This window comes from Burkholderia semiarida, assembly GCF_029268935.1.
In the GTDB taxonomy this organism is placed as follows: Bacteria; Pseudomonadota; Gammaproteobacteria; order Burkholderiales; family Burkholderiaceae; genus Burkholderia; species Burkholderia semiarida.
On the sequence record NZ_JAHLCL010000007.1, the window covers coordinates 601,194 to 612,456 of the forward strand.

The 11,263-nt window shown below is 67.8% G+C and carries 10 protein-coding genes; 6 read left to right on the forward strand and 4 right to left on the reverse strand.

The features are described from left to right. Nucleotides 1–254 precede the first annotated feature (254 nt). The 4 genes from KPB06_RS15815 (at nt 255) to KPB06_RS15830 (ending at nt 4,337) form a co-directional block, all read left to right on the forward strand. Nucleotides 255–1,349, forward strand: a complete 1,095-nt coding sequence (locus tag KPB06_RS15815; protein WP_059583467.1) for a polyamine ABC transporter substrate-binding protein — start codon at nt 255–257, stop codon at nt 1,347–1,349. Between the two features lie 86 nt (nt 1,350–1,435). After that, nucleotides 1,436–2,596: an ABC transporter ATP-binding protein gene (locus KPB06_RS15820; RefSeq protein ID WP_059583465.1), complete on the forward strand. Its 1,161-nt coding sequence runs from the start codon at nt 1,436–1,438 to the stop codon at nt 2,594–2,596. Beyond that, a complete protein-coding gene (locus tag KPB06_RS15825; protein WP_059583463.1) occupies nt 2,593–3,519 on the forward strand; it encodes an ABC transporter permease subunit in 927 nt (308 codons plus the stop codon). The genes KPB06_RS15820 and KPB06_RS15825 overlap by 4 nt, the downstream gene beginning before the upstream one ends. Further along, on the forward strand, nt 3,516–4,337 hold the full coding sequence (locus KPB06_RS15830; protein WP_059583461.1) for an ABC transporter permease subunit: 822 nt from the start codon (nt 3,516–3,518) through the stop codon (nt 4,335–4,337). The genes KPB06_RS15825 and KPB06_RS15830 overlap by 4 nt, the downstream gene beginning before the upstream one ends. Before the next feature lie 103 nt (nt 4,338–4,440). Here KPB06_RS15830 and KPB06_RS15835 read toward each other — a convergent pair whose 3' ends face one another. The 3 genes from KPB06_RS15835 to KPB06_RS15845 are packed head-to-tail and all read right to left on the reverse strand — an operon-like array spanning nt 4,441 to nt 7,851. Further along, on the reverse strand, nt 4,441–5,247 hold the full coding sequence (locus tag KPB06_RS15835; RefSeq protein WP_059583460.1) for a sulfite exporter TauE/SafE family protein: 807 nt from the start codon (nt 5,245–5,247) through the stop codon (nt 4,441–4,443). Between the two features lie 18 nt (nt 5,248–5,265). Continuing rightward, nucleotides 5,266–6,933, reverse strand: coding sequence for a bifunctional protein tyrosine phosphatase family protein/NAD(P)/FAD-dependent oxidoreductase (locus tag KPB06_RS15840; RefSeq protein WP_104012121.1), 1,668 nt, complete (start codon nt 6,931–6,933; stop codon nt 5,266–5,268). A 33-nt stretch (nt 6,934–6,966) separates the two neighbouring features. Beyond that, nucleotides 6,967–7,851, reverse strand: coding sequence for an MBL fold metallo-hydrolase (locus tag KPB06_RS15845; protein WP_104012122.1), 885 nt, complete (start codon nt 7,849–7,851; stop codon nt 6,967–6,969). A 253-nt stretch (nt 7,852–8,104) separates the two neighbouring features. Here KPB06_RS15845 and KPB06_RS15850 point away from each other — a divergent pair, with 253 nt between their 5' ends. Continuing rightward, nucleotides 8,105–9,487, forward strand: a complete 1,383-nt coding sequence (locus KPB06_RS15850) for a sigma-54 interaction domain-containing protein (RefSeq protein ID WP_104012123.1) — start codon at nt 8,105–8,107, stop codon at nt 9,485–9,487. 78 nt (nt 9,488–9,565) lie between these two features. After that, nucleotides 9,566–10,090: a M949_RS01915 family surface polysaccharide biosynthesis protein gene (locus KPB06_RS15855; RefSeq protein WP_059583522.1), complete on the forward strand. Its 525-nt coding sequence runs from the start codon at nt 9,566–9,568 to the stop codon at nt 10,088–10,090. Between the two features lie 121 nt (nt 10,091–10,211). On the opposite strand, the gene KPB06_RS15860 is transcribed toward KPB06_RS15855, so the two are convergent. Then, complete coding sequence (locus tag KPB06_RS15860) at nt 10,212–11,240, reverse strand: MerR family transcriptional regulator (protein ID WP_059583452.1); 1,029 nt, start codon at nt 11,238–11,240, stop codon at nt 10,212–10,214. Between the last annotated feature and the right edge of the window lie 23 nt (nt 11,241–11,263).

An 11,263-nucleotide genomic window follows, 5' to 3' on the forward strand; every position in this document is an offset into this window, starting at 1 on the left:
TCCGTCGTCCGTTTTTGCCGGTGGACAACCGCCGATTACCCGATAGAATTCCCCCGGAACGCCCCGCTGCACGGGCGGCTCGACCGACCGGCGGCGGGAATCTGTTCCGTTTGCGCGACACCGGCATGATTTTTTTGTGACGGGGCGCGAATGATGGTAGTTTTCGGGGTTTTCGAGGGGCGGCGCGCCGGAATGCGCCGCCATGACGAGGCAGACGGCAGCCGGGCAATGCGTCCGGCCGAAGGGAGAACGGGATGAAAGCAAAGGTAGTGGGCCGGTTCGCGGCGCTCGCGCTGTGCGTGGGCGCATCGGCGGCAGCGGCGAAGGATACGCAGCTCAATGTCTATAACTGGTCGGACTACATTGCGAAGGACACGATCCCGAACTTCGAGAAGCAGACGGGCGTCAAGGTCCGCTACGACAACTACGACAGCGACGACACGCTGCAGGCGAAGTTGCTGACGGGCAGCTCGGGCTACGACATCGTCGTGCCGACCAGCAACTACGCGGGCAAGCAGATCGCCGCCGGCATCTTCGCGCCGCTCGACAAGTCGAAGCTGCCGAACCTCAAGTACCTCGATCCGCAACTGATGGCGCTCGTCGCCGGCGCGGATCCGGGCAACAAGTACTCGGTGCCCTGGGCGTACGGCACGACCGGTCTCGCGTACAACCTGACGAAGGCGCAGCAGGCGCTCGGCAAGGTGCCGCTCGACAACTGGGACATCCTGTTCAAGCCGGAAAACATCGCGAAGCTGAAGACCTGCGGCGTGTCGGTGCTCGACGCCCCCGACCAGATGTTCGCGGCGACGCTGCACTACATCGGCAAGGATCCGATGAGCACGAACCCGGCCGACTACAAGGCCGCGATGGACGTGCTGAAGAAGATCCGCCCGTACATCACGCAATTCAACTCGTCGGGCTACATCAACGACCTGGTCGGCGGCGACATCTGCTTCGCGTTCGGCTGGTCGGGCGACGTCGTGATCGCGAAGCATCGCGCGATCGAGGCGAAGAAGCCGTACAAGGTCGAGTACTACATTCCGAAGGGCGGCGCGCCGGTGTGGTTCGACGTGATGGCGATCCCGAAGGACGCGAAGAACAAGGAAGCCGCGCTGCAGTGGATCAACTACATCGAGGATCCGAAGGTGCACGCGGCGATCACCAACGCGGTGTACTACCCGAGCGCCAACGCCGAGGCACGCAAGTACGTGCGGCCCGACGTCGCGAACGACCCGGCCGTCTACCCGCCGGCCGACGTCGTGAAGACGCTGTTCCTGCTCAAGCCGCTGCCGCCTGAAATCCAGCGTCTGCAGACGCGTCTGTGGACCGAGTTGAAGTCGGGCCGCTGACGCGAGCCGAAGTGAACCCGCGGTCATGAAGCCCCTGGTGCCCCCGGGGGCTTTGTTCGTCTAACGCAGGAGAGAAGCAGCACATCATGAATAGCCAGTCGGGCGCGCCGGTTGCGGGCGCGCCGTTCTCCGTTTCCTCCTCCGGCGCCGATGCGCGCGCCGAGAACTTCATCCAGATCGTCGACGTCGTCAAGAAATTCGGCGACACCGAAGCCGTGCGCAGCGTCAACCTGACCGTGCGCCAGGGCGAGCTGTTCGCGCTGCTCGGCAGCTCGGGCTGCGGCAAGTCGACGTTGCTGCGGATGCTCGCGGGCCTCGAGACGGTCACGTCGGGCAAGATCCTGATCGACGGCGAGGACCTCGCGCAGATGCCGCCGTACAAGCGGCCCGTGAACATGATGTTCCAGTCGTATGCGCTGTTCCCGCACATGTCGGTCGAGTCGAACGTCGCGTTCGGGCTCAAGCAGGAAGGCACGCCGAAGGCCGAGCTGAAGGCGCGTGTCGCGTCCGCGCTCGAACTCGTGCAGATGGGCAAGTACGCGAAGCGCAAGCCGCACCAGTTGTCCGGCGGCCAGCAGCAGCGTGTCGCGTTGGCCCGCTCGCTGGTCAAGCGCCCGAAGCTGCTGCTGCTCGACGAGCCGATGTCGGCGCTCGACAAGCAGATCCGTCAGCGCACGCAGATCGAGCTCGTCAACATCCTGAACAAGGTCGGCGTCACGTGCATCATGGTCACGCACGACCAGGAAGAGGCGATGACGATGGCGAACCGGCTCGCGGTGATGAGCGAAGGCCAGATCGTGCAGATCGGCTCGCCGAACGAAGTGTACGAATACCCGAACAGCCGCTTCTCGGCCGAATTCATCGGCTCGACGAACCTGTTCGACGGCGTGACGGTCGAGGACGAGCCCGATCACGTGTACATCGAATCGCCGGAGCTGCCGAGCCGGCTGTACGTGAGTCACGGGATCTCGGGCCCGCTCGGGATGCCGGTCACGGTGTCGGTGCGCCCCGAGCGGATCGCGCTCACGCGCAAGCCGCCCGAAGGCGCGTTCAACTGGGCGCGCGGCCGGATCAGCAACGTCGCGTACATGGGCGGCTATTCGCTGTATCACGTGAAGCTCGACGGGGGCAAGACGGTGATCGCGAACGTGTCGAGCCTCGCGATTTCCGAACTCGACACGCCGGCGCTCGCCGACGAGATCTACGTGCGCTGGAGCGCGACCGCCGGCGTGGTGCTGACGTCATGAACGCGTTCAAGTCCCTGCTCGAGTGGCCGGTGCGGCGCTTCAACCTGACGGGCGCCACGGCGGTCGTGGCCGGCCCGTTCACGTGGCTCGTGCTGTTCTTCCTCGTGCCGTTCGTGCTGGTCGTGAAGATCAGCTTCGCGGAGCTGCAGCTCGGCATCCCGCCGTATACGGAACTCACGTCGTACGCGGACGGCGTCGTGCACATCGCGCTGAACCTGTCGCACTACGCGTTCCTGTTGACCGACAGCCTGTATTTCGCGACCTACGTGAATTCGGTGGTGGTGGCCGCGATCACGACGCTGCTGTGCCTGCTGCTCGGCTATCCGATGGCGTATTACATCGCGCGCTCGAACCCGGCCACCCGCAACCTGCTGATGATGGGCGTGATGCTGCCGTTCTGGACGTCGTTCCTGATCCGCGTGTACGCGTGGATCGGCATCCTGAAGAACAACGGGCTGCTGAACAACTTCCTGATGTGGATCGGGCTCACCCATGCGCCGATCGAGCTGTACCGCACGAACTACGCGGTGTACATCGGGATGGTGTATTCGTATCTGCCGTTTCTCGTGATGCCGCTCTACGCGCACCTCGTGAAGATGGACCTGCGCCTGCTCGAAGCCGCGTACGACCTCGGCGCGAAGCCGTGGAAGGCGTTCGTGCAGATCACGCTGCCGCTGTCGAAGAACGGGATCATCGCGGGCTGTCTGCTGGTGTTCATTCCGGCGGTCGGCGAATACGTGATTCCGGAGCTGCTCGGCGGCGCGAATACGCTGATGATCGGCCGCGTGATGTGGAACGAGTTCTTCAACAACGCGGACTGGCCGATGGCGTCGGCCGTGACCTGCGCGATGGTGCTGCTGCTGCTCGTGCCGATGGCGATGTTCCAGCACTTCCAGGCGAAGGAACAGGGAGGCCGCCGATGAAGCCGAATCGCTACCTGCAGTTCGCGGCGCTGTTCGTCGGCTTCGCGTTCCTGTACATCCCGATCCTCAGCCTGATCGTCTATTCGTTCAACGAGTCGAAGCTCGTCACCGTGTGGTCGGGTTTTTCGTTCCGCTGGTACGCGGCGCTCGTCGAGGATGACGAGTTGCTGACGGCTGCGTGGCTGTCGCTGAAGATCGGCGTGCTGACCGCGTTCGCGTCGGTGTTCATCGGCACGTGGGCCGGCTTCGTGCTCGCGCGGATGGGGCGCTTTCGCGGCTTCGCGCTGTTCAGCGGGATGATCAACGCGCCGCTCGTGATCCCCGAGGTGATCCAGGGGATCTCGCTGCTGCTGCTGTTCATCGAGCTCGCGAAGTGGATCGGCTGGCCGGCCGAGCGCGGCGTGTTCACGATCTGGCTCGGCCACGTGATGCTGTGCATTTCCTACGTCGCGATCATCGTGCAGTCGCGCGTGCGCGAGCTGAATCCGTCGCTGGAAGAAGCCGCGCTCGATCTCGGCGCGACGCCGCTGAAGGTGTTCTTCACGATCACGCTGCCGCTGATCTCCCAAGCCTTGATCGCCGGCTGGCTGCTGTCGTTCACGCTGTCGATCGACGACCTCGTGCTGTCGGCGTTCCTGTCGGGCCCCGGCTCGACGACGCTGCCGCTCGTCGTGTTCTCGCGTGTGCGCCTCGGCCTGAACCCGGAGATGAACGCGCTCGCGACGCTGTTCATCATCGCGGTGACGGCCGGCGTCGTGATCGCGAACTTCGTGATGCTGCGTCAGGAACGCAAGCGGATGGCGGGATTCGCCGCCTGACGGGCCGATTGCAGCCGTCATGAAAAACGCCCGGTGCCGACGACGAGTCGGGCCGGGCGTTTTGTTTGGCGGCGCGTCACGATCGCTGGCCCGTCGCCGGCGTTCATGCGCCGAACGCCGCCTTCGCCAGCAACCCCAGCGCGACGCACACGAGCACGGCCGCGAACCCGGCCTGCACGTGCCGCGCGGCGAGGTGGCGCGACGCGCCGCGGCCGATCGCCATCCCGATCGCGGTCGCGACGGTGAACCACAGCGTCACGTCGAGCGGCGCGCGCGTGCCCGACACGAGCGTGGCCAACACGCCGCCGGTGCCGACCAGCGCGATCACCATCAGCGACGTCGCGACCACCCCATGCATCGACACGTTCGTGAACTTGCGCAGCATCGGCACGATCACGAAGCCGCCGCCGACACCGAGCAATCCCGTCATCAAGCCCGTGACCGCGCCGGTCGACGCCAGCGCGATGCCCACGGGCCACGACCACACGAGCCGGCCCGTATCGGGATTCACGCGGCCGACGCACAGCGGCGACGCGTCCGCATCGGCCGCCTGCCGCCGCAGCGCCTGTCGCAACAGGCGGCCGGCGACGACCAGCATCGTCAGCGCGAACAGCGTGAGCAGCAGGCGCTGCGGCAGCACGTGCGCGAGCCGCACGCCGAGCGTGGTCAGCGGCACGCCGGCCACGGCCATCAGCAGCGCGGCGCGATAGCGCACGAGCCCGCGGCGAAAGCCTTCGAGCGCGCCGAGCGCGGCGCTGCCGGCCACCGCGACGAGCGCGACCGGCGTGGCCTGCTGCATCGGCCAGCTCATCCCGACGACGAGCGCCGGCACCGCGAGAATGCCGCCGCCGGCGCCGGTCAGGCCGAGCACGGCGCCGACGAAACCGCCGAGCACGAGGGAAATCAGCATGACGTCATCGCGCTCCGGTCAGCGTGCGATCGCGGGCTTCGCGAGCCATTCGCGGCCCTTGAGCATCGCCTTCCAGTAGAGCGGCGGCAGCACGCGCTCCTTTAGCAGCCATGCGAGCCGCGACGGGCGCTTGCCGTCGATCAGCCATGCGGGGAAGGTCGGCGCGACCTTGCCGCCGTACAGGAACTCGGCGAGCACGATCTTGCCGCGCTCGACGGTGAGCGGGCACGAGCCGTAGCCGTCGTACACCGCGTCGCCGTGCGCGCGGCCGAGCGACGCGAGCAGGTTGTGCGCGACGACGGGCGCCTGCTTGCGGGCGGCCGCGGCGGTTTTCGCATTGGTCGTGTTGGTGACGTCGCCGAGCGCGTAGATGTCGGCAAACTGCTTGTGCCGCAGCGTCGCCGGATCGACGTCGATCCAGCCGGCCGCGTCGGCGAGCGGGCTCGCGCGCACGAAGTCCGGCGCCTTCTGCGGCGGCACGACGTGGATCATGTCGAACGCGCGCTCGACGGTTTCCTTGCCGCCTTCCGGCAGCGCGCGCGAGAACGTCGCACGGCGCGCGGGCCCGTCGATCGCGACGAGGTTGTGGCCGAACGACAGCGCGATGTCGTAGCTTTTCACGTACTCCATCAGCGCGGGCACGTAATCGGCGACGCCGAACAGCGCGCCGCCCGCATTCAGGAATTCGACGTTCGCGGCCGCGAGTCGGCCCGTGCGCCGCCAGTGGTCGCATGACAGGTACATCGCCTTTTGCGGCGCGCCCGCGCACTTGATCGGCATCGGCGGTTGCGTGAAGAGCGCATTGCCGCCGCGGAACGCCCGCACGAGTTCCCACGTGTACGGCGCGAGATCGTAGCGGTAGTTCGACGTGACGCCGTTGCGGCCGAGCGTGTCGGCGAGGCCGTCGATCGCGTGCCAGTCGAGCTTGAGCCCCGGACAGACGACGAGCTTGCGATAGCCGATGCGCCGGCAGCCGTCGAGCACGACCGCATGCGCGTCGGGCTCGAAGCCCGCGACGGCGGCCTGGATCCGCTGCACGCCGCGCGGCAGCACGTCGGTCATTGGCCGCGCGGTGGTGCCGGGCTGGAACACGCCCGCGCCGACCATCGTCCACCCGGGCTGGTAATAGTGGGCGTCGGCCGGATCGATCACCGCGATGTCGAGCGACGCATCGCGCGCGAGCAGGCTCGACGCGACCGCGATGCCCGCCGCACCGGCGCCGACGATCACGATGTCGTGCCGTGCGTCCACCGTCGGCGCCGTCCGGCGGCCGCCTGGCGCGATACGCGAGGCGAGTGCGCTCAGATCGTAGCCAGCCGCGCCGGCGGCTGCCACGAGGTCGTCCAGCGGCCGCAGCCCGGCTTGCGACAGCGCCCACAGCGTGGCCGAACGCGTGCCGCTGCGGCAGTACGCGAGCACGGGCCCGTCGAGCGACGCAAGCAGCGCACCGAACTGCGCGGCCTGGTCGTCGGTTACCTTGCCGGTATCGACCGGCAGGTAATGCACGTCGATGCCGAGCGGCGCGGCGGCCGCGCGGATCTCGGTGACGGTCGGCTGGTCGGCGCCTTCGCCGTCGGGCCGGTTGCAGATGATCGCGCGGATGCCGGCCGCGTGAAGCGCGGGCAGGTCGGCCGCCGCGATCTGCGGCGAGACCGACAGCGTGTCGGTCAGCTTGCGGATGGTCATGTCGGGGTTCTCCGGATGGGCGGGGCGCGCGGCTCAGATCGCGTCGAGCGGAATCTTCAGGTAGCGCACGCCGTTGTTCTCGGGTTCGGGCAGGTGGCCGGCGCGCATGTTGACCTGCACGGACGGCAGCATCAGCACGGGCATGTCGAGCGTCGCGTCGCGCGCGGTGCGCATCGCGACGAAATCGTCCTCGGTCACGCCGTCCTTCACGTGCACGTTCGCGCGGCGCTGCTCGGCGACGGTCGTCACGAACTGCACGTCGCGGCCGCCCGGCTGGTAGTCGTGGCACAGATACAGGCGCGTGTCGGGCGGCAGCGCGAGCATGCGCGCGATCGAGCGGTACAGCGTGCGCGCGTCGCCGCCGGGGAAGTCGCAGCGGGCCGTGCCGTAGTCGGGCATGAATAGTGTGTCGCCGACGAACGCCGCGCGCTGTGTCGCATCGTCCACGCAGTAGGTCATGCACGCGGGCGTGTGGCCCGGCGTGTGCAGCGCGCGGATCGTCAGCGCGCCGAGCGCGAGCGTGTCGCCGTCGTCGATGAGCCGGTCGAACTGGCGGCCGTCTTCCGCGAAGCCGGGGCCCGCGTTGAACAGCGTGCCGAACACGTGCTGCACGCGACGCACGTGCGAGCCGATCGCGATCCGGCCGCCGAGCCGCGCTTTCAGGTACGGCGCGGCCGACAGGTGGTCGGCGTGCACGTGCGTTTCCAGCAGCCAGTGCACGGTCGCGCCGAGTTCGGCGACGCGCGCGATCAGCCGGTCGGCGCTGGCGGTGCGCGTGCGGCCGGATTTCGGGTCGTAGTCGAGCACGCTGTCGATCAGCGCGCACGCGCGGCTCGCCGTATCGAGCAGGAGATAGCTGACGGTGTGGGTCGCCGGGTCGAAAAATCCTTCGACCGACAGGGCGGGGGCGTGGCTCACGGGGTGTCCTCGATCGGGTTCTGCATCTGCAATCGCGGTCTTTGCTTCAAGAAGCGTGCCAACCTGCGGTGCAACGTCCACCGATGTGGCAAAGACTTGATTCGGCTCGGTTTTTCGGTGCATCGGCGGCCCGCCGAAGGCAGCGTCGACATCCGGTTGACGACGATGACTGCCACAACTGGCAGTGTCGTGGCAGAATTGGCAGCCTGCCTGGCAGTCCGTCCGGGCGCCCCTTCGCCGAGCGAGCCGCCGCATGAATCCGCACGACACCATTCCGATCGTCCCCGCCCCGCGCCACGACGCGATGCCCGACGTACGCGCACTCGTCGCGTATCTCGAGCAGGACCCGCAGCCGATGATCGTCGTCGATCCCGACTACCGGATCCTCGCGGGGAACGACGCGTACCGGCGCCAGTTCGGTGTGGCCGGCGTCGAGCACGTGGGCCGGCACTGTTTCCAGGTGTCGCATCACTACGACGTGCCGTGCGATCAGGCCGGCGAGCATTGCCCGATGAAGCAGGCGCTCGAATCGCGCGGGCTGAACCGCGTGCTGCACATCCATCACACGCCGCGCGGCCCCGAGCATGTCGACGTCGAACTGCGGCCGATCTTCGATGCGCACGGCAACGTGATCGCGTATGTCGAGCGGCTGACGACGGTGCGCAGCGCGTCCGCGCAGCCGAGCGCGGAAGGGCTCGTCGGCGGCTCGGACGCGTTCAACGCGGCGCTCGGCGCGCTGCAGCGCGTGGCGCCTTCGACGCTGCCGGTGCTGCTGCTCGGCGAATCGGGCACCGGCAAGGAACTGTTCGCCCGCGCGCTGCACGAGGCGAGCGACCGCGCGATGGGGCCGTTCGTCGTCGTCGATTGCTCGGGGATCGCCGAGACGCTGTTCGAGAGCGAGCTGTTCGGCTACGAGAAGGGGGCGTTTACGGGCGCGAACCAGCGCAAGCCGGGCCTCGTCGAAACCGCGCAGGGCGGCACGCTGTTTCTCGACGAGATCGGCGACGTGCCGCTGCCGATGCAGGTGAAGCTGCTGCGGCTGATCGAATCGGGGACGTTCCGGCGTGTCGGCGGCGTCGAGGCGCTGCGCGCCGATTTCCGGCTCGTCGCGGCCACCCACAAGCCGCTGCGCGAGATGATCGACGACGGCCGGTTCCGGCAGGATCTCTACTACCGGATCAACGCGTTTCCGATTCCGCTGCCGGCGCTGCGCGAACGGCGGGGCGACGTCGCGCTGCTGGCCGAATCGATCCTGCGGCGAATCGCGAACGCGCGCGGCAAGGCGGGCGACGCGAATGCCCGGCCGTTCAGTTTGACCGAACGCGCGCGCGCATGCCTCGACGCGTATGCGTGGCCCGGCAACATCCGCGAGCTGCGCAACGTGCTCGAACGCGCGTGCCTGTTCGCGGACGACGGGACGATTCGCGTCGAACACCTGCCGGCCGAGCTGGTCGCGGCCGCGGCCGCGCCGCACGTGCAGGCGGCGGACACGCGCGCCGTGTCGGACGCGGAGCTCGTGCGCATCGCGCGCGCGTTCGACGGCACGCGCAAGGCGCTCGCCGAGCGGCTCGGATTGAGCGAACGGACGCTGTACCGGCGGATGAAGGCGCTCGGTCTCGGTACGCGGGAGCGCTGAACGGCGGGTGTCGCGCGAGGCTGTCGGCGGCACGCGGCTTCGTCGATAATGGCGCGTTCGATTCTCACCCCGTCGCCGATGAAAATACGCTTCCTTTTGCCTGGCCTGTTTCTCACGGCGGCAGTGCTGTCCAGTCCCGTACAGGCGGCCGATTACACGTGGACCGACGCGGCCGGCGCGCATGCCGTGACGCTCGCCAGAACCGTATCCGGCGACGACGTCGAGCTCAAGGTATCCGCGACGCTCGACGGCCGCCCCGACTGGACGGTGCGCGACTACGTGAAGGATTGCCCGGTCGACGTGGTTCTCGACGTCGTGCCGAAATCGATCGAGATGCACGACCTGCTCGGCACCGGCCGCAAGCAGTTCCTGTTCGCGTACAAGATCGGTTGCCGCGGCGACGTGAGTGCCGATCAGGTCAAGTATTTCCTGATCGACGCGGGGACGAAGTACGTGCTGCGCGGCGAGGAAACCGTGACGGTCAACGGCAAGTTGGTCGACGGCGGCGCGGCGCCCGTGCCGAACGCGGACCTGAAGGCGCAGCCCGCGTTTCTGCGTTACATGACGAAGCGCTGGCGCGGGATCAGCATGCGCAGCGACTAGGGCGCGTTATTGGCGTGAACGGGCCCTGGCCGGACGCCCGGCCGGTGAGCGCGCGATACCGGCCGCCAATGGCGAAACGGGCGGCAAACGGGAAACCGCTCGCCGCCCGCCCGTCATGCGATCAACGCACCGGCGCCAACTGCGCCATCGCTGCGCGCATGAAACCGAGCAGCGTGTCGTCGGTCCACGAGTCCTTCGACAGCGCCGGCTCGTTCATCAACGCCTGACGGAATTTCGCGTGCGTGGCCGGATCGTCGCCCGCGTAGCTGCGGAACAGCTCGAGCCAGCGCTGCGCGAGCGCGCGGCCTTGCGGCGAATCGGGCGGCGTGCCCGCATCGATCGCGTCGCGCACGTCGGCCATCAGTTGCGGCCATTCCATCGCGCGTTCGGCGTAGTGCGCCCGCATGAAGCGGATCTCGTCCGGCGTGAGGTACTTCTCGAAGAGCCGCATCTTCGTTTCCGATGATGCGCGCAGCACATAGTCGCGCAACGCGGTCGAGATGCCGAACTTCGACTGCATCGACGGCTCCTGCTCGTGCATCAGGTTCAGTTTCGCGAGCAGCCGCGGATCGTTGTTCGTGTCGCGCACCAGCAGCGCCATCCAGCGCGCGGCGAGCGCACGGACGCGCTCGTCCTCGGCGGGCACGCCCGCCTCGTGCAGCGCACGAACTTGCGCGACGAGCGCGATCCATTCCGCGTCGCCGGCCTGGCTCTTCTGGTACATCGGCAGGCGCGCGAGTTCTTCCTCGGAGAAATATTTGTCGTACACGGTCATCAACTCCAGTGTGGTGAGCCAATCGGCCAGTTCCGGCTCGGTGCCCGCCGCGAGCTGCGCATGCAGGCTCGCGAGCCGCTCGCGCAGCTGCGCGGTTTGCGCGAGCTGGCGGTCGAGCGACGCGATCTGCTTCGCGACGAGATCGACGAGCGGGGTGCCGGGCTGGTTCAGGTAGTCGCCGATTTCGGCGAGCGACAGTCCGAAGCGACGCAGGGCCTGGATCTGGTGGAGCCGGGCGATGTCGTCGCGGTCGTACAGCCGGTAGCCGTTGTCGGCGCGCGCCGAAGGCGTCAGCAGGCCGATGGCGTGATAGTGATGAAGCGTGCGGACGGTCAGCCCGCTGCGTTTCGCCAGTTCTCCCACTTTCAGCCGCATTCGTTCCTCCGTTCGGTGCGCAC